This window comes from Acinetobacter pullicarnis, from assembly GCF_006352475.1.
Lineage (GTDB): Bacteria > Pseudomonadota > Gammaproteobacteria > Pseudomonadales > Moraxellaceae > Acinetobacter > Acinetobacter pullicarnis.
Map to the genome: position 1 here is coordinate 593,779 of NZ_VCMZ01000001.1, position 19,221 is coordinate 612,999.

13 protein-coding genes are annotated in these 19,221 nt (G+C 43.1%); 5 read left to right on the forward strand and 8 right to left on the reverse strand.

Features of this window, described 5'->3' with window-relative positions; all coding sequences use genetic code 11:
* Positions 1-41 precede the first annotated feature (41 nt).
* Together FD716_RS02560 and FD716_RS02565 are read left to right on the forward strand one after the other, a co-directional pair.
* Entirely contained in the window at positions 42-218 is a 177-nt protein-coding gene (locus FD716_RS02560) for a DUF1302 family protein (RefSeq protein WP_267285301.1), read from the forward strand.
* Between the two features lie 118 nt (positions 219-336).
* Positions 337-1,710 carry a GntP family permease gene (locus tag FD716_RS02565; RefSeq protein ID WP_139850806.1) on the forward strand — a complete coding sequence of 458 codons (1,374 nt, stop codon included), beginning with the start codon at positions 337-339 and terminating at the stop codon, positions 1,708-1,710.
* 117 nt (positions 1,711-1,827) lie between these two features.
* On the opposite strand, the gene FD716_RS02570 is transcribed toward FD716_RS02565, so the two are convergent.
* From FD716_RS02570 to FD716_RS02585, 4 genes are all read right to left on the reverse strand, one after another.
* On the reverse strand, positions 1,828-3,114 hold the full coding sequence (locus tag FD716_RS02570; protein ID WP_139850807.1) for an SGNH/GDSL hydrolase family protein: 1,287 nt from the start codon (positions 3,112-3,114) through the stop codon (positions 1,828-1,830).
* Between the two features lie 23 nt (positions 3,115-3,137).
* Complete coding sequence (locus FD716_RS02575) at positions 3,138-4,238, reverse strand: SGNH/GDSL hydrolase family protein (RefSeq protein WP_139850808.1); 1,101 nt, start codon at positions 4,236-4,238, stop codon at positions 3,138-3,140.
* Positions 4,225-5,712 carry an MBOAT family O-acyltransferase gene (locus FD716_RS02580; protein ID WP_323808185.1) on the reverse strand — a complete coding sequence of 496 codons (1,488 nt, stop codon included), beginning with the start codon at positions 5,710-5,712 and terminating at the stop codon, positions 4,225-4,227. The genes FD716_RS02575 and FD716_RS02580 overlap by 14 nt, the downstream gene beginning before the upstream one ends.
* A gap of 227 nt (positions 5,713-5,939) precedes the next feature.
* The gene (locus FD716_RS02585; protein WP_139850810.1) at positions 5,940-7,157 is read right to left on the reverse strand and encodes an MFS transporter; all 1,218 of its coding nucleotides are present in this window, start codon (positions 7,155-7,157) and stop codon (positions 5,940-5,942) included.
* 107 nt (positions 7,158-7,264) lie between these two features.
* Here FD716_RS02585 and FD716_RS02590 point away from each other — a divergent pair, with 107 nt between their 5' ends.
* Positions 7,265-8,035, forward strand: a complete 771-nt coding sequence (locus FD716_RS02590; protein ID WP_139850811.1) for an AraC family transcriptional regulator — start codon at positions 7,265-7,267, stop codon at positions 8,033-8,035.
* A gap of 136 nt (positions 8,036-8,171) precedes the next feature.
* Here the strand turns inward: FD716_RS02590 and pta are convergent, their stop codons facing one another.
* The 3 genes from pta to FD716_RS02605 all read right to left on the reverse strand — a co-directional run bounded on the left by pta (position 8,172) and on the right by FD716_RS02605 (position 13,295).
* The gene (gene pta / locus FD716_RS02595; RefSeq protein WP_139850812.1) at positions 8,172-10,313 is read right to left on the reverse strand and encodes a phosphate acetyltransferase; all 2,142 of its coding nucleotides are present in this window, start codon (positions 10,311-10,313) and stop codon (positions 8,172-8,174) included.
* A gap of 105 nt (positions 10,314-10,418) precedes the next feature.
* Positions 10,419-11,600 (reverse strand): acetate/propionate family kinase, encoded by a 1,182-nt coding sequence (locus FD716_RS02600; RefSeq protein ID WP_139850813.1) that lies wholly within the window; start codon positions 11,598-11,600, stop codon positions 10,419-10,421.
* Between the two features lie 414 nt (positions 11,601-12,014).
* The gene (locus FD716_RS02605) at positions 12,015-13,295 is read right to left on the reverse strand and encodes a glutamate-5-semialdehyde dehydrogenase (RefSeq protein WP_139850814.1); all 1,281 of its coding nucleotides are present in this window, start codon (positions 13,293-13,295) and stop codon (positions 12,015-12,017) included.
* Between the two features lie 305 nt (positions 13,296-13,600).
* Here FD716_RS02605 and FD716_RS02610 point away from each other — a divergent pair, with 305 nt between their 5' ends.
* Positions 13,601-14,923 (forward strand): alpha/beta fold hydrolase, encoded by a 1,323-nt coding sequence (locus FD716_RS02610; protein WP_139850815.1) that lies wholly within the window; start codon positions 13,601-13,603, stop codon positions 14,921-14,923.
* A gap of 108 nt (positions 14,924-15,031) precedes the next feature.
* Here the strand turns inward: FD716_RS02610 and nagZ are convergent, their stop codons facing one another.
* A complete protein-coding gene (gene nagZ, locus FD716_RS02615) occupies positions 15,032-16,060 on the reverse strand; it encodes a beta-N-acetylhexosaminidase (protein ID WP_139850816.1) in 1,029 nt (342 codons plus the stop codon).
* A 200-nt stretch (positions 16,061-16,260) separates the two neighbouring features.
* Between nagZ and FD716_RS02620 the strand changes: the two genes are divergently transcribed.
* The gene (locus tag FD716_RS02620; protein WP_139850817.1) at positions 16,261-18,459 is read left to right on the forward strand and encodes a carboxy terminal-processing peptidase; all 2,199 of its coding nucleotides are present in this window, start codon (positions 16,261-16,263) and stop codon (positions 18,457-18,459) included.
* The last annotated feature ends 762 nt before the right edge of the window (positions 18,460-19,221 follow it).

Genomic DNA, 19,221 nt, shown 5'->3' on the forward strand with positions numbered 1-19,221 from the left:
AAAATACCGATATTAAATATGCCGCGTATTGGTCGCATGATGTGGCCGGTTATGGACCTAACTTTAATCAAGGAAGTAAAGCGGTCAGCCTAAGTGCCGATGTCACTTATCGAAATTCCTATACTTTAAATGTTGCTTATACCGACTTTTTTGGCGGTGATTTCAATACCTTGGTCGATCGCGACTTTGCCAGCCTCAGCCTGGGTTGGAATTTTTAAAGCTTAGAAATATTGAAACTAATTCGTTGCAATACGTATTTATCACGAAGTGCATCAATCCACATTGCAGCGGTATGCCTCTAAATTGAGAGATTCATAAATTGAAAAGAAGGTTTTTATGATAGGGAATATTGGGTTGTTTGTTGCGATTGCTGTCTTAATTTGGATGGCGATGCGAGGATTTAATGTTGTCGTTGCAGCCTTGTTCTGTTCATTGATCATTGCGTTCAGTAATGACTTAGTCGTATCTAAAACATTGCTTGAGTATTTCCCGTTTGGGCCACTTGGTGCGTTTACCTTTGCTGGTAAGTTTTTCTTATTATTCTTATGTGGCGCTATTTTTGGCAAGGTGATGGGGGTCAGTATGGCAGCCAATAGCATTGCTCAAGTCATTACCCAACGCTTGGGCAGTCAACGGGTGATTTGGATTACGATGATCGTTTGCGCACTCCTGACTTACGGTGGTGTGGTGACGTTTGTGGTGATCTTTACCATGTATCCGCTGGGTGTCACTTTAATGCGAGAAGCCAATCTGCCCAAAAGACTTTTTGGTTCAGCCGTTGCTTTAGGTGCGGGAACCTTCACCATGACTGCCTTACCGGGCAGTCCTTCAATACATAACGTGATTGCGTCTACGGCTTTGGGCACGGATCTATTTGCTGGCGCATGGATTGGGATTTTGGCAAGTGTCATTATGGTGGTGCTTGGAATGGCGTACTTACAACGCGAATGGACGTTGGCCAAATTAAAGGGCGAAGGGTTTGAAGCAAATGCCCAAGACCTGAGTATGGAGAAGATCGCAGATAACTTGACCAATGTCCCAAGTTTCAGGGTTGCTTGTATTCCAATACTTGCTGTATTTGGGATGATACTCATGCCACGTTTATTCATGATGATGGGTGTCGGTGTAGATGATGGGGTACTCGGTAAAATAGTCGGGTATAGCTTGCAACAACCGATTATTTGGCCGAGTTTTGCTTTGGTCGTGGGTACAGTCATCAGTATTTTATTGTTCCCGATCTTAAGAAGAAAATTTGTGAGTATTATCGGGCAAGGGGCGGATGATTCGATTATGCCTTTGCTGAGTACCGCTGCTGTGATTGGTTTTGGTGGCGTCGTCATTCAGACGGCTGGGTTTGCTCAATTCTCTACCTGGATATTAGGTTTAGACTTACCACCACTATTATCTGTTGTCGTTTCTGTCAGCGTTGTCTCTGGTATCGTGGGGTCATCATCGGGCGGATTACAAATTTTTATGCAGACTTTTGCGCCCGTTTATCTCGAAAGAGGGGTGGAGCCAGAAATCCTGCATCGACTTGCGAATATTGCAGCAGGTGGACTCGATTCATTGCCGCATTGTGGTGCCATCATTGCCATGCTTATGGTCATGGGACTTACGCATAAACAAGCTTATAAAGATGTTTTTGTGGTCACAGTGGTCATTCCAATCATTGCTGTACTGGTCAGTGTGGCAGCGTTGAGTTGGATTTAAATCCGCCAATGAAAATTACTAAGTCTTGCTTAATTCTAAGTGAAGCAACAAAAGCCAACGCGTTTTGACGTTGGCTTTTGCTACTTTGCAGACATTTACAATTTAACTTTTAGATTTTTATTGCTTCCCGATACTTTTACATTCTGCAGCACCTTCTAAACAAATTTTGGCATAGCCATAGTTATTGCTGCTTGGATAATGATTGCTGTTTGAATGAATAGCTGAGTTGCTACTATTGACTGGCTGTCGGTCTTGATTACTGTTGGCTTTGGGATTAAAAGACAGAATATCTTGTGCCACTTGCTGGCCTAAGCGTTGATAACCAGTTGCCGAAAAATGCACACCATCACGACGTGCGAGCCCTTGGTTAATCCACGAACGCATTGAACAGGCACCGCCCATGGCTTGTTGCCAATCCCAAAATAGGGTGCGTTGTTGCTGTGCCACTTCACGTTGCATTTGTTGAACAGCGGTGAGTTTGACTGGACGTGTACCACACGATCCGCCAATGCCTTTTAAACTCTCAGGCGCCGACATAATCATAATCGCCGTGCTGGGGCTGGCTGCACGAATCCCTTGAATTTGTTCAACGAGAATTTGTCGAGCGCGGCCCACATCGAGATTGTCGCCATAGGCTTCATTGGTGCCGTAGGCCAAAATTAATAAATCAGGTGCAACAGCCTTGAGTTCATCTTGCCAGCCTTTGCTATTCCAACGCTCCCAATAGGAGAGTTGCGCACCATTGATCCCGATAGCAGAAACAATTGCACCATTGCCTTGGGCATTTTGTCCCCACCAACCGCCAAGTGCAGTTTTCTGTACCTGTTGGGCACGAATGGAGAAGGGCATTTGTGCTTCAAATTCAGCGATCTGCCAGGTGCCATTTTTAATTGGTGCTTCAATACGGATTGGGCGACCTTGTGCATCATTTCCAATTAAAGCCTCATCATTGGCTGACTGACGAATGCTGACTTTAAATTTTTGCAGTGCTTCGCTACGTTTGGCTTTGATGGTGAGGCTGGCGCCACTGTATTGCGGTATGGCGATTAGTCCACCTAAGCTATAGTTTTCATTTTGTTGCGTGCGACTGCTGATTGGTTGCCAACCATTTTTGTCATAGCCGTAGCGAACGAGGCGGTTGCCAGTAAAATACATCGGCATGCCCCAACCCATACCGCCATTGCCAAGCGTAGCTTGTAGTTGCTGACGCATATTGTCAGTCATTTCATCTGCGGCAGTATGCGAATCGCCCAGTTGTACCACATGCAGCTTTTTGTCTTGAATCGCTGTGATGAGCTTTTGACTATTCGGTTCATTAAAATTGCTTAAATGACTAGCATTGATGCTGGTATTGAACGTAACTGCCAAAACTGACAGGGAGATCAAACTTTTTAAGTTCTTCATAATTTACCTTTGGTGAGCACGGATTAAGGCGCCACTTGAATATGTTGTGCAATACTTTGCGCAAGGACTTTTTGGCCATCTGAGGAAAAATGAATTCCATCAGCGCTTCTCATCTTAATGGAGAGACCATCTTTGACCAGATAATCACTATAAACATTATTTGCTGTGCCTAGGATAGCGCGAGAATCGAGAAACAGTGCCTGATTTTTTTGTACTTCATCACGAATGACCTGATTTAAGTAAATCATTTGATTGTTTAAACTTTCTTTGCGCATATTCGGTGGGGTCAGCCACATCACACTGACTTGATGTTGTTTTGCAGTTTGAATAATCGCTGCAATCCGTGAACGGTATAGACTTTCCCATTCAGGTGACTGGAATTTTAAATAGTGTCCGCCGCCTTGTGGATTGGGCATATCCCATGGATCGTTGGGGCCTAAAAACACCACCAAAATTTTAATCTGTGGATTACTTTCAATGGTGTCTTTAATGGTTTGTGGCCAATTAAAGAAACCTGGATAAGACAGGCCAGTACTTTGTTTACTGAGATTGACACTTTTGACTTCGTAGTTTTCAAGTAATGATTTCTGCACAAAGGGTGCAACACCCTGCATCAGTGAATCACCCGCAAAAAAGACTTGCTGATTTTTATTTAAGCTAAATTGATTGCGTAAGGCTTCCTGCGCACGTGCTTTGGCTTCAACGGCTTGGCGTTGTTGTTCAACCCGTCTTTTTTCTGCGAGAATAATTTTGTATTCAGGGGTATATGCATAGCCTGAATTAAAATTTTCAACTTGGGTGCTATTGAAGGCTGAAATAGCGGCTTTGATTTGATCATGCTGCTGATACAACGCTTGACCGATTGTTGCACCCGAAGTCCATACGGGATAGTCATCCAATACCGCCAATGGGCTGGCTTGATGATAGGTCTGCTGAAAATAAGCATTGACTGAATTTTGCATAATCCAAATGCTGAGCACAGAGAAAAACATCAAGGTAAACAGGGCATAGCTAAACTGCTGCCAATGGTTGTCGCGATAATCGAGCTCGGAAGCCGTCGCTTCGGTCGATTGCTCTGCGACTGATTTTGTTTCAATTGGGTCGGGTAAATTAGAAGTTTGCATAAATGAAGCCCGGAATTCCTGAAGGTGCGCATATCACGATCAGCATAAAAATAATCAACAATGGAATAATGAGCGCATATTGCGGCAAACGATTTAAATTGAGTTTGGCGGCCTTAAAGAGGCGACGTACCCAAGGATACAGACACCAAGCAATCAGTAAGAAATACAGTAAATAGAGTGGATTATTATTCCACTCGACATTGGTGTAATTGCTGAATAATGCTTGAAATACCTGCATGGCTTCATCAAAGCTTTTGGCGCGGAAAAATACAAAACACAAGCAGACAAAATTGACGGTGACAAAGATTCCAAGCATTTTACCAATCAAGCTGGATTTATACAGTGCATCTCTGGCCTCTTTGGCTGTGACTTTAAACAGTTTTTCATAAAGTTTATCGGTGCAATTGAGCAGCACTAGAGCCAAGCCGTGGAATAGCCCCCACAAAAAGAAGTTCCAACCTGAACCATGCCAAATGCCAGACAAGACCATGGCAATCAATAGGTTCAACTGGGTGAGAACAAATCCACCGCGACTTCCGCCTAAGGGGATATAGATATAGTCACGAATCCAAGTCGATAAACTGATATGCCATTTGTCCCAAAAATCTCGAATGTTATGTGCCAACAAAGGCGCTCTAAAGTTGACTGGAAGGCGAAAGCCGAGCAGTAAACCAAAGGCGACCATCATTTCACTATAGCCAGAAAAGTCTAAAAATAACTGTAAGGTATAGCCATAAATTGCAGCCAGTACTTCGAGACTGTGATATTGCATCGGATTGGAAAATACCGGATTGACCCAGACATCAGCCAACCAACCTGCAATCCACCATTTTTTAATCAGTGCCAAGCACAATAAACTTAAGGCGACACTGGGCATTAAAATGCGACGCGGTTGTTGGGTACGAATTTGCGGGCTCATGCCACACAAATTCCCCTCAATATCGGTCAAGCCTTTGGCACTTTGCGCACGTGCAATAGGACCTGCAGTAATGGTGGCAAAAAATGAAAAGTGCATCAACAATTGGGTAAAGCTAAAGCGCGGAACTTCGACTTCATTACGATAGCGACTGACTAAATAGCTAATCGATTGAAAGGAGTAATATGAAATCCCCAGTGGTAACAGCAGGTTGGCAACGAGACCTGAGCTGTCGAGTTGTAACTGCTCCATGAAGACTGAGATATTGCTTTTAAAGAAGTCATAATATTTAAACCAACTAAGTTGGATTAAGGTCACAGCGATACCGGTGAGCATCAGCGTCTTTTTATAAGATGCATAGCGATCCATCGCCACGGATAAAGCAAAAATGACACTACTAAAGCCCAGCAAAATGGTGGTCGCAAATCCGCCCGCCATCAAATAAATAATGCTGTAACTTGCAACCAACAAGAGTAAGTTTTGTAGTTGTGGTTTTGCCCTAAATGACCAATAGATACAGAAAAATAGTATAAATAATAAACTGAATTCTATGGACAAAAACGAGAACATTGTTGTGTTAAATCGATGATTAATTAGGTGGCGGATTCTAGCATATTTCCATCTTGAAACGACTTAGATAAAATGCATTTTTTATTGATTAAATGTGAGCTGAGCCGAAGCTCAGATCAGCATTTTAATCTTGTTGTTGAGTTGATGTTATGACCTTGTTTGGATTGACGTTTTAAGCCTTAATTTAACGTTTATTTAGACAGGCTTAGGCTCAATTATGCTTTTTTGGTACTCGGTAAAAATAGCGTTGCAAAGCCGAGTAAAGGTAAATATGAGCACAGCGTATAGACCCAAGTAATTCCTTGATGATCGGCAAGATAGCCCAATCCTGCAGCTGCAATTCCACTGACCCCAAACATCAAACCAAACATTAGACCTGACACCATGCCCACACGGCCGGGCACTGCTTCTTGGGCATAAACCACCATGGCCGAGAATGCCGAAGACATCACTAAACCAACGATCACCGCTAAAATGGGCGTCCAAAATAAATTGGCATAAGGCATGAGGAGCGCAAAGGGCGCCATGCCCAGAAAAGACACCCAAATCACGGCCTTACGACCAATGCGATCACCAATCGGGCCGCCTGCAAAAGTACCCACGGCTACCGCAGCTAAAAAGGCGAATAGACATAGCTGTGCATCTCGAATACTTAGACCAAAATGTTCGATTAAATAGAAGGTGTAATAGTTGGTTAGACTGGCAATGTAGGTGAATTTAGCGAACATCAATAGTGCAATGACACTGAGTGCGCGAGTGAGGGTTCGACCATGTAATTGACTTGGATTGTTTTGGCGATGCACCATCACCATTTTTTGCCCATGCTGTACCGTCCAACGACTAACTTTGTAGAGCACCCAAATCGCCAACACAGCAAACAGCATGCACCACGCGGCAGAGGCTTGACCATTGGGTACAATAATCAGCGCGGCCAATAAGGGACCAATCGCAGAACCGGTATTGCCACCCACTTGGAAGCTCGATTGCGCCGTGCCAAAACGCCCACCGGATGCCATTCGCGCCACGCGTGAGGCTTCGGGATGAAAGGTGGAAGAACCAACACCAATAATGGCGGCAGCAATCAGCAACATGCTAAAACTTGGCGCAAAGGCCAATAACCCGATCCCACATAAGGTCACCAGCATGCCAAAAGGCAGTAAATAGGGTAGTGGATGTTTGTCGGTATAAAAGCCAATCCACGGTTGTAGCAACGATGCAGTTATTTGATAAACAAAAGACAAAATCCCAATTTCAGTAAAGCTTAAAGAGAAATTGGTTTTTAGCATGGGATAAATTGCGGGAACCACGGCTTGAATCAAGTCATTAAGTAAATGTGCAATCGCCACGGCAGCGACAATGCGCGTCACCATTTTCTGGGGCTGTGCAGAAGCGGCCATAGGGGCAATGGGCGGGAGCTGATTCGATGACGACATGTCTATAGGTTCCATGACTTGAATATCCAAGCAGGAGAGTATAATTTGTCATATCAACGCACATGTTCCAATAATCATCGTACAAGTGACAAAAATAGAGCAAGATAATGCTTCAAATCTTTGAAAACGTGCCAGAACTGGTGATTGGGAGGCAATCACAATATGCTTATCGGGCAGTGATTGCCCCGCATATGCATAACCGTGCGCAGTTGCTTTATCCATCTGAAGGCGCGATTCGCGTTCATACCCAAAAACATGTTTGGATTGTTTCTGCGCAAAGCGCATTATGGATTCCGGCTGGTATTGAACATAGTGTGGTGGCGCTTAGCCAAGTACAGCTTAGTACCGCATTGGTTGAAACTGAGGTCACCAGCAGCTTAGGCACTGAGTGTTTGTTTATACAAATGACGGGTTTACTCAGCGCACTGATTTTACGTATTAATCAGGTTGAACGTGCACACCCCAATCAAGGTGCAAATACACTTGAGCTGATTAAAGCAATTCAAACCCTGATTTTAAATGAAATTCATCAGGCGGCTGCCTTGCCTTTAGAATTGCCTTGGCCGAATGATGCGCGGTTGATTTCCATTTGTGAAAGCTTATTGGCCAATCCACAACAGACCAAAAATTTAGATGCTTGGGCAGATCAAATTGGCACCAGTGCCAGAACCCTGATGCGATTGTTTCAGAAACAAACTGGTTTGACTTATCGGGCGTGGATTCAGCAAATGCATATTGCCTTGGCTATGGAGAAATTAGCGCAGGGTGAATCCGTTGCACGTGTAGCAGATGCGTTGGGTTATCACAGTCCAAGCGCATTTAGTGCCATGTTTAAACGGCATTTAGGTCAAGCACCACAGCAGTTTATGAAGAAGTAGTTTTTTGAATCGGGGGGAATGTCAGTCAGTTAAGATGAATACTGGCATTTGATCTCCCCAAAAAAGCCCTTTACTCATTCAAGCAAAGGGCTTTTGTCATTCTCATACTGAATCGAATGAGATTTGCATAGCGATATTAACGACTGGCTTGTTGTTCTGCCTGAATGGCGGTTAATGCAATGGTAAATACAATATCGTCAACCAATGCACCACGTGACAAGTCATTGACGGGTTTATTGAGACCTTGCAACATTGGACCAACACTCACCACATTGGCAGCACGTTGCACGGCTTTGTAGGTGGTGTTACCGGTATTGAGGTCTGGGAAGATAAACACATTGGCGCGACCTGCAACTTGAGAGTCTGGCGCTTTTGAGCGACCGACACTTTCAACCGATGCAGCGTCATATTGTAATGGGCCATCAATCAATAGATCAGGGCGACGTTGACGCGCAATTTCAGTGGCTTCACGAACTTTATCGACATCTGCGCCAGTACCCGATGACCCTGTTGAATAAGAGATCATGGCAATGCGTGGGTCAATGCCAAAGGCTTTGGCAGAGTCAGCAGATTGAATTGCGATTTCAGCCAGTTGCGCAGCATCTGGATCTGGATTAATCGCACAGTCACCATACACATAGACTTCATCGGGTAACAGCATAAAGAAGATGGACGACACCAAAGAATACTCAGGTGCGGTTTTAATCAACTGGAATGCAGGACGAACGGTATTGGCGGTGGTATGTACTGCACCCGAAACCAAACCATCGACTTGATCAAGTGCCAGCATCATGGTGCCAAGCACAACGGTATCTTGCAGTTGCTCTTTGGCTTGAGCTTCGGTGAGTTTGCCTTTACGCATCTCAACCATAGACTGAACGTATTGGTCGATAATCAGATCTGGGTCAACAATTTCTAAATCTTGTGGCAATTCGATATTACGTGCTTTGGCAACTTCAAGTACCGCTTCTGGTTTTGCCAATAAAATACATTGTGCAATGCCACGTGCTTGACAGATTGCAGCCGCTTGAATGGTACGCGGTTCATCACCTTCAGGTAAGATAATGCGTTTTTTCGCTGCAATTGATTTCTGTACCAATTCGTGGCGGAACGCAGAAGGGGACAAACGTGCTTGGAAATCGCCATTGAGCAGAGGTGCCAACATGGCTAAGTTCAAATGACTTGAAACAAAGCGAGTGACTTGTTCAGCACGCTCAGTGTCATCAATTGGAATTTCATTGCTTAAACTTGCCAATTTCTGTGCAGTTTCAAAGGCGCTCAGTGGCGTATATAAAATCGGTAAACCATTTTTGATAGATGCTTGGCAGAAATCGAGCACCAATGCATTTGGTGCATGATGTTCCGTTAAGACCAAACCGGCAAGCGGAATACCTTGACTACTGGCAATGCTGCTGGCTAATAACACATCAACACGGTCAGAAGAACTGATGATCAGCTCACCAGCAACAAACTTGTCTAATTCATATTGGATGTTGGCAGAGATCAAGCTGTTGTGGAGTACACGACGTTGAGCTGCTTCACCTTTATTAATCCAAGCGGCTTGAATTTGCGCACTTAAATCCGATACGCGTGGCACACTTAGCGTATTACTAAAGGGCACCATCGCAATGATTGGAAGTTGCGCACTGCCGATATGTGGGTGGGTCTTTTGAATGGCTTCAGCAAACTTTTGACTTTCTTTGTCTAGGCGTAAGCTTGGGTCCATGGTGACCGGGATTTGCGCGCACTCTTCTGGTAGACCACGGGTACGCATGAACAGTACACCCGCAGTACGTGGGCAAGATGCACCACCAAAATTACGCAGTTGCGTTTCCACTTTCTCAGCGCTGTGTTCGGCATTACCAATATCGGCATTGCTAACAATAATGACATGGGCATCAAGTGCTTGAGCTAAAGCTGCATTCATTTCACCTGCAAAGCTATCGCGTGCATTTGGTACCAGACCTTCAACAATAATCAGATCGTGTTCTTTAGAAATTTGACGATGCAGATGAACCGCCTGTTCCAGCAGTTCATCATTTTCACCGGCATTGATCAATTGGATTAATCGGGTATAACCAATCGGTTCAACAGTCGTTGAGTTCGATAAATGGCGAAATAAAGCCGTACTTCGATCTATTTCAGCGCTACTATCCTGCGAGAATGGCTTGAGAAAACCAGCTTTTAGGCCTTGGCACTCCAAAGCATAAATTAAACCCAAACACGCAGAATTTAAACCTACGCCTTCCCCAGTTGGAACCAATAAAATCGTTTTCATAAATGATTGTTAAACTCTAAATGGTGACAGTAGTATCGAAAGGCCTAAGCTTGCATAGGATTAAGCAAAATTAGGCGATTTATGCATCATTTCAGTATGGTTGCGTTATGCAGATAACGCAACATCAACCACAGAACGTGTTTCTTGTGCAATGCGACCTTCTTCATCTGTTGGAATCACCCAAATTTCTGGACCTGTCCCTGTATCAATACGACCTTCTGTGCCACGGGCTAAATCATTGTTTTCTGATTGACCCAATTGGAAACCAAAATGCGGTAAGTACGACATGGTTTTTTCACGGATATAGGCTGAGTTTTCACCAATACCACCAGTAAAGATCAAGCCATTAATTTGTGGTAGGCCACAGCTGATACCTGCCAGTGATTTGGCCAAACGGTAGCAAAATACTTCAATTGCAAGCGTTGCATCTTGATTGCCCTGTTCTGAAGCTTCGATCAAGGTGCGCATATCATTGGAAAGCTGTGAAAGACCGAGTAAGCCACTTTCGCTGTTGAGCATTTTATCAATCTTAGTCAGATCCCAGCCGAGGTTGTTGGCAAGAAAACTGTGAATACTTGGATCAATATCGCCACTACGGGTACCCATCACCACGCCTTCTAGCGGGGTAAGACCCATTGAGGTATCAATACTTTGACCATTCCAAACTGCGCAAGTCGAACTGCCGTTACCCAAGTGTGCAGTGAGCCAGCCGCCTTTTCTAAAATTACCGGCAAGCTCAGAACCACGGTCTGAAACATAGGCATGACTGGTGCCATGGAAACCATAGCGACGCACATTATGTTCGGTATATAAAAATTTAGGCACCGCATAACGGTAGGCGTATGCTGGCATGGTTTGGTGGAATGCGGTATCAAATACTGCAACTTGAGGTAATTCTGGGAACAAACGCATGGTCGCATCAATACCGACTAAATGTGCAGGATTGTGCAAGGGTGCGAGTGGGGTTGCATCACGAATTTTTTGAATAATTTCAGGATTCAAGCGTTCTGCTTTGGTTAATGTCCCCCCATGTACCACACGGTGACCAATGGCTTGAGGGTGGTATTCGGATAAGCGCGTTAAAATAGTTTCCAATGCTTTTTCATGATCAGCGAATGGAATTGACAGCTCTAATGGTACGCCACCACCAGTAATTCCTTTGATACGTGCATCAGCAGCGCCCAAATTTTCCGCGAGACCAAAGATTCGGTCTTCACGACGATCGGAAACGAGTGCATATTTAATTGAAGAAGAACCGCAGTTGATAACTAATACTGATGTAGACACGTTGAATTACCCAATTTTGTATATGTGGTGAATCGTCCTTGTTGATTTGACTATATTTTTAATAAGTGGTTGTTAAACTATTTTTTCAAAAAAGTGTTTTTAAAAAGTAGTTTGAAAAAAAAACCAAATTTAATAATATTGTAATCAAAATCAAGATGTATGTTTTAGCACGTGAAAAATGTTGATCCTAGATAGACTTTAGGTGATTAGACTTAAGCACTATCGACCAAAAAAAAATGAACAATTAATATTTATCGGTTAAAAAACAATTTAACAACTAAAAACAGTTACTTCAAATTTGCTTGTGATTTTTGTTGTGGCTAAATGTAAATAACCCAGCATTTCACATGAAATACTGGGCTTTAATTGATGTTTTTCAGCGATTAAGATGACTTAATCTGAGATTGGTATTTTTTAGTGACGAATTTGTCCATCACCCAATACAATCCACTTCTGTGAGGTAAGGCCTTCTAGACCGACTGGACCACGCGCATGAATTTTATCGGTTGAAATACCAATTTCGGCACCGAGACCATATTCGAAACCATCGGCAAAACGGGTAGATGCGTTAATGACCACAGAGCTTGAATCAACACGCGTTAGGAACTGGCGCGATAAACTATAGTTTTCAGTAATAATCGCATCGGTATGATGTGAGCCATATTTATTAATATGGACAATCGCTTCTTCGATGCCACTCATTACTTTGATCGCTAAAATTGGACCGAGATATTCTTCATACCAATCTTCTTCACTGGCTGCTTTGACCAGACTGCCCAAAATCGCTTGCGTTTGTCTACAGCCTCTTAGCTCAACCTGCTTTTCAGCCAACAGTTCAGCAATGCGTGGTAAAAAAGTTTCTGCAATTTTTTCATCGACCAATAAACTTTCCATGGCATTACAGACACCATAGCGATGCGTTTTGGCGTTGAGTACAATTGGCAATGCTTTTTGCAAGTCAGCTTGTGCTTCAACAAAAATGTGACAGTTGCCATCGAGATGTTTAATCACCGGAATCGTCGCATCTTGGCTGACACGCTCAATCAAGCTTTTACCACCACGTGGCACAATCACATCGACATATTCAGGCATCGTAATCAGTTGACCCACTGCTGCACGATCGGTGGTGTTGATGACTTGCACACAGGTTTCTGGTAAGCCCGCAACTTTTAGCCCATGTTGAATTGCATTGGCAATCGCTTGATTCGAGTTGATTGCCTCAGAACCGCCACGCAAAATAATGGCATTGCTCGATTTTAGTGCCAACGAAGCGGCTTCAAGGGTGACATTCGGACGCGATTCATAAATCATGCCGACCACACCCAAAGGCACCCGCATTTTGCCGACCTGAATGCCGGAGGGGCGATAGGCCAAATCTGTAATTTCACCAATGGGATCAAGCAAGCTTGTGACATCATTTAGACCTTGCAGCATGGCTTGAAAGCGTGCGGGCGTTAGTTCTAAGCGATCAAGCAGGGCATCATCAAGTTGTTGTGCACGGCCTTGGGTCATATCCATTTGATTGGCGGCTAAAATCTGTTTTTCACTCTGCTGCAGTGCAGTGTAAATCGCAGATAAAGCATTATTTTTGACAAGGGTAGAGGCACTTGCAAGTACAGCCGAAGCTTGGCGTGCTTGTTGACCTACCCGTTGCATGTATTCCGCAATGGAATTGAGCTCAATTGAATCTTGCATGGTGATATTCGAATGACGTTTAAAATGCTGAGATGACTTTCGATACTAGCAGTCAGTGCAATAACATTCCATGCTTATTGATAAAACTTCTTTATAAAATGCATTGGGTCGATGTGGGTGATTCATTTTTAGATGGGTGACCGATGAAATTAGATGAACGGTGTGATTTCCGATTGCGATTGTTGATTTTATCTGTATAAAATTCAGCCTAGGAGGTTGATGTAATTTAAGTTTTAGTTATTTTGGTTGATTTTAAATAAAAATGATCTTGCAAAAAAACAATAACGCAAGAATGGAGGCAATGCATGAATTCCATGATCTATATGGAAAAAAAACGCCAGCAAGTTAATCTGGGCGATGATTTTTTTGAGATTTACAATAAAAACTGCTTTAAACAGCCTCCTAGAGAAACCTGGATCAATGGCTGGAAAATCGAATATATGGCAATCGCAGCGCCTGCCACTCGTTTTAATACCCCCATCGTCATCGTCGGTGGTGCCTTTCAAAACTTTAGTTCCTATAAATATTGTGTCGAACAACTCTTTGAAAAAGGCCCAGTCATCTTAATCGATTTACCTTCTTTGGGTGCCAATCAACAAATCTATAATCAAGAATGTGGCCAATCTGCTGCAACGCTGGAACTCCCCGATTTGTCTCGAATGCTTGGTGCCTGGTTGGATCTAATTGGTATTACAAAAGTTTCAATGATGGGGATGTCCTTGGGCTCTGTGGTGGCCTCATATTTTGCCCATCAACGTCCTGAGTTACTTGATCGTGTGGTGTTGATGGGGGTTATGCAGGAAACCCGTAAAAGTTGGCGGATGTTGCTCGAAGAATCTTTATTGTTGATGCAGGAACAGCGTATGACCGAATTTGGACAGGCGGTCATTTTATATTTGGTCAATCACGCGAAACTAGATAAAACCAGAATGTCACCGACAGCCAAACGCTTGTTCTTTCAACAAATGGCGGAGTTTGGTCAAACAGAACAGCATCGCTATGAAATTAACTGTAATCGGTTACTGCGGCTCAGTCATGTGCCCGTACCCCGCTGCAAAACGCTGGTGGCATGTGGTCAATACGATAGCTTTACCTTGCCTTATGAGAATGCCAATTTTGCGTTGCAATGCCCCAATGTGCAGTTTGCATTGATTGCCAATGCTGACCATCTGCCTCAGTTACAACGTCGTAAAGAGACTTTAGATTTATTTGTGCGTTTTCTTAAAGATGAATCGATTGATCAGGTGGAGGGGATTATGACACTGACACGTGAACAGATGCAGCAACTTGAGCATCACCCTGAAGCACGCGTCAAAGTAGCGCATCCGCAAACCAAGTTGCAGCATCGGCAGACCACACTTGAACTGCCAGTTGAAATTGTAGATCTCAATTATTTCGAGGTGTTATTGCAGTTTTCAGATACGCAATTGGCTGCTGAGGCTGCACAATATCCGCGTGATTTGTCTTTGTTTTTTCAAGATGCTGTAGGCGAGTTTAAGGTGGAATGCCTGATCTTTGCGCTTGAACTGTCACAAGTACGGGCCATTTTTAAACACGGGTCTTTTGACATTTCTGAACGTCTCCTCGCATTTATTCAAACGCAAGCCAGTCCAGTTTCAGATGCTTAGTCATTTGGTCGATGTTTGTGTGGCATTGGGATTAGCGGGTTAAAGCGTCTTTGGCAAGCATAGGCAATATTATATTGCCTATGCTTTTTTATACTGCTCAATAAGTACTTAGTGGTTTGAATATGACTCTTTAAAGGCTTCGATGCGTTGTTTGGTTGCTTGCCATGCATCACCTAAATCAAATTGTGCGCCAATCTGCAGCGAAGGAATCTTGCCGCGCATTCGTTCGAGTCGAGCTTGATCTGGCAAGTCTAGATTTTCAATTGCTGCCAAAGCAAGTTGTGCGGCAGCACGATCATTACAGACCAAGCCCATATCGCAACCTGCATTTAGTGCAGCAAGAATCCGTGCATCTGCACCCCCAGCAACCCCCGCGGCTTGCATACTCAAATCGTCTGAGAAGAGGACGCCATCAAATTTAAGTTGTTGTCTTAGGATATTTTGAATCCAGAATGGAGAAAAGCCCGCTGGATTTGGGTCAACCTGATCATAAATAACATGCGCCGGCATCAGGGCATCGAGTTGTGGCTGTAACTGGATAAAACTTTGCATATCTTTTTCGAAAATCGCTTCATAAGGACGACTATCAATTGCAGCAGCAACATGGGAGTCTGCCTTTACTGAGCCGTGACCAGGAAAATGTTTCCCCGTTGTTGCCATTCCTGCACGTTGCATCCCCTGCATAAAGGCACGTGCAAGCACAATGATATCTGCTTGATTGTTTGCAAAAGCACGATCGCCAATCACATCACTAATGTCATTGATATCTAAAACGGGAGCAAAACTAAAATCGATACCAACGGCCAAGACTTCGGTCGCCATAAGCCAGCCACATTGTTCCGCAAGTAAAATGGCTTGTGCAGGATCACTGCTATAAAGCTCACCGAAACGACCCATTGCTGGAAGTAAAGTGAAACCTGTTCGAAGACGTTGTACACGGCCACCTTCCTGATCGACTGCAATGAGTAAATCGGCACGAATAGCGCGCATATGATCCGTTAAAGCACGAACTTGTTTTGGTGATTCTATATTTCGTGCAAATAAAATCACACCACCGACTTGCGGAGTGCGTAATAATTCAATATCTTCTTGAGTCAGTGTGGTCGCTGCAATATCGAGCATTAAGGCGCCAATCATAATTTAAATCCGTAGCGTTGCTTTTTTTAGACAGGCAAACCATAACTGAAACTTGCAATGATTTGCTACATTTTATCGATGCATATTATGATAAAACTACGCATCATAAACAGATAAAGTTGTTTAAGATTCTGATTCTAATCAATTCAGCACAAAAAACAGCGTTGAAATTGGAAAACCCGAGGAAGTAAACCGTATTTATGAAACTTCAAATAATCGCTTGCGCAGTTGCTATTGCGACTGGTGGATTGTTCTTTAATCACACTATGAATGAAGCTATTGCTGCAACAGAACCTGCTTCAACTTCTTCATTGATTAGACCCTCACAAGAACAAGCTTTAGTTTCTCGCCAATTGGCGACTTTGGTTGATCGACAACATTATTTGAATATGCGTTTAGATGCAGAGACATCTAATCGTATCTTAAGCATGTATTTAGATAGTCTTGATCCAGATCACACGCTTTTTCTGGCTTCTGAAGTCGAGCAATATAAAAAACAATATGGTTCTACATTTGGTGCTGCCTTAAAAGCCGGTGACTTAGCTGGGCCTTATGCGATTCATGAACAGTATCGCAATCGTTTAAAAGCATTTTATCAATATATGTTGATGGAGCTTAAAACCCCACAAAACCTAAATCAGCCAGACGTGTATTTGGAAACAGATCGCGAAAAAGCGCCTTATTTTAATACTGAAGCTGAATTACATGCCCAGTGGAAAAAAACACTGGTTTCACAGCTGATCAATTTGACCATCATCAAAGAAGAAGAAAATGCCAAACAAAAGGCATTGAAAGCAGATCCATCGTTGGCCAATGGTCAGGATCTCACCGCATCAGAAGATTTAACGCCAGCACAAACTTTGACCAAACGCTATACCCGTCAACTTGAACGAATTAGCCGAGTGAAAAGTGATGATGTTCTTGATAAAACCTTAAATGCAATGTTGGCAACTTACGATCCACACAGTAATTATTTCCCACCTGTTGATGCGATGGAGTTGAACCGCCAAACCACCTTGCAGCTTGAAGGGATTGGGGTCGCCATTCGCCCAGACCGTGGCAATGAAGACTATACCAAAATTGAATCGATTGTTGATGGTGGTCCAGCCAGTAAGTCTGGCCAGATTAAGTCAGGGGATCGCATTATTGGTGTGGCACAAAATGGCGAGAAAATGGTTGATGTGATTGGTTGGCCAAGTTCTGAAATTGTGGGGCTTATTCGTGGTAAGCGTGGTACGAAAGTGACGATTAAGTTGCTTGGTGCTGGCGCCTCAATGAATCAAGCACGTGCAGTCACATTGACCCGTGATGTAATTCAAGAAGAAGATGCGGGTGTGAAATCACGTATTGTTGATATCACGCGCGATGGTAAGAAGCATCGTTTTGGTGTGCTTGAAATCCCATCTTTCTATTTAAATTATCGCGCACGCCGTGCTGGTAATGACTACCGCTCAGTCGCTGAAGATACCAACAATGCCTTAAAATCATTGGCTGCACAAAATATCGATGGAGTGATTATCGATTTACGTAACAATCCAGGTGGCTCTTTAGAAGAAGTTGCGAAGATGTTGGGACAAGTGATTAAAGAAGGTCCAGTCGTTCAAATTCGTGACGGTAATGGTAACGTTAACGTATTTAATGATACAGATGCTGGTGCCCAAACGTATGCAGGACCGCTTGCTGTATTGATTAACTTAGCTTCCGCTTCTGCGAGTGAAATTTTTTCAGCAGCAATTCAAGACTATGATCGTGGGATTGTGATTGGTAGCACCACCACAGGTAAAGGAACGGCACAAGTTCAACTCGACAACCTCGCTTATGGTCAGGCGACCCTAACTCAACGTAAGTTCTACCGAATTACAGGTGGAAGTACCCAAAACAAAGGGGTGATTCCGGACATTAAATTGGTTGATATTTACGACGAGGAGTTTGGTGAACGTAAAGCCAAAAATGCCTTGAAATGGGATACGATTCCGACAGCACCGTTCAAACGTGAAGGTGATGTGAAAAGTTATATTCCACAGCTGACCGAAGCTTCCAAACAGCGTGTTGCACTTGATCCGCAATTTAATTATTTAGCAACACGAATGGCCATTGCCAAAGAAAGTAAAGATCAGAAAAAAGTGGTGCTTGATATTGATCAACGCAAAGCTGAATTGGTTGCGTTAGAACAAAGAACGCTTGCAGCAGAAAATAAGCGTCGTGGTTTAACGGGACAAAAACCATTCCAAAATTGGGAAAGTTATCAAGCTTCTTTAGATGGTTTGGCTGAGTCGCGCAGTAAGATCAAAGCCAATCTTCGTCCTGCCTTGCCTGAAGAAGAAACCTTTGTAACTGAAGCTGCTAATATTTTATTAGATTATAGTCAGTCTAATAAAAAAATGGTTCAACAACACTAAATACCACGTTACTTAACCTGATCCCCTAGAAAGCCAGCAGAGATGCTGGCTTTCTGTTATTCAGCTCTTCATTTTTCAATTGGCGAAGCCAACGCACTTTATTATTTTAGTGCTGATGACCTTCGTTGTTAGATTTACCTTCCTGAAATTTTAAGTTCCATTTTAAAAACGGACGTAGATGCTTTGGGGGAGGCTATCGTATTTTTCATGTTGTTCTCAAGCAAGAAAATATTTAATTCGGATTCATGATTGAAAAAATAATATGCAAACTCTGAAGCTTACGTCAGATCTGGGCGTGCAGATCCAATGATCTAGAATGTTACTTTGGTTCGACTAATACGAGTAAGTGCAAACATGAGTTATTTGTCGTTACAGTTGAGCAGATCGAAATGTATTCTTGTGTAGGTTCTATGTGACGAAGCATGTGATTGTTAGCACAGTAACATAGATCATGATCAGTATTTTTAGGTGTAGCATAATTAAGCACACCCTTAATTGTAATTTTCATCCGAGGGCACGTGTATACAAAAATATGACAGTGCGCTATGAGGGGTATTAATCATAGCGAATATATTTATTACCTTGGATGCATACTATTAAAGAATAAACCTATTTATTTATAAGGCGACAATAAAAGATTTGTTATTTAGATCTATTGGATTTTATTGAATTTTTTATTATATTTTATTTCTCATGTTAAGTGGTTATTTGAATTGAATTGTAATCTTGGGTGGTTGTTTTTAATATAATAACTAGTTTTAA

What these genes read in the sequence shown, in the direction of transcription:
- FD716_RS02565 (WP_139850806.1), top strand. Translation starts at nt 337, where the DNA reads ATGATAGGGAATATTGGGTTGTTTGTTGCGATTGCTGTCTTAATTTGG.
- FD716_RS02570 (WP_139850807.1), bottom strand. Translation starts at nt 3,114, where the DNA reads ATGAAGAACTTAAAAAGTTTGATCTCCCTGTCAGTTTTGGCAGTTACG.
- FD716_RS02575 (WP_139850808.1), bottom strand. Translation starts at nt 4,238, where the DNA reads ATGCAAACTTCTAATTTACCCGACCCAATTGAAACAAAATCAGTCGCA.
- FD716_RS02585 (WP_139850810.1), bottom strand. Translation starts at nt 7,157, where the DNA reads ATGTCGTCATCGAATCAGCTCCCGCCCATTGCCCCTATGGCCGCTTCT.
- FD716_RS02590 (WP_139850811.1), top strand. Translation starts at nt 7,265, where the DNA reads ATGCTTCAAATCTTTGAAAACGTGCCAGAACTGGTGATTGGGAGGCAA.
- pta (WP_139850812.1), bottom strand. Translation starts at nt 10,313, where the DNA reads ATGAAAACGATTTTATTGGTTCCAACTGGGGAAGGCGTAGGTTTAAAT.
- FD716_RS02605 (WP_139850814.1), bottom strand. Translation starts at nt 13,295, where the DNA reads ATGCAAGATTCAATTGAGCTCAATTCCATTGCGGAATACATGCAACGG.
- FD716_RS02610 (WP_139850815.1), top strand. Translation starts at nt 13,601, where the DNA reads ATGAATTCCATGATCTATATGGAAAAAAAACGCCAGCAAGTTAATCTG.
- nagZ (WP_139850816.1), bottom strand. Translation starts at nt 16,060, where the DNA reads ATGATTGGCGCCTTAATGCTCGATATTGCAGCGACCACACTGACTCAA.
- FD716_RS02620 (WP_139850817.1), top strand. Translation starts at nt 16,261, where the DNA reads ATGAAACTTCAAATAATCGCTTGCGCAGTTGCTATTGCGACTGGTGGA.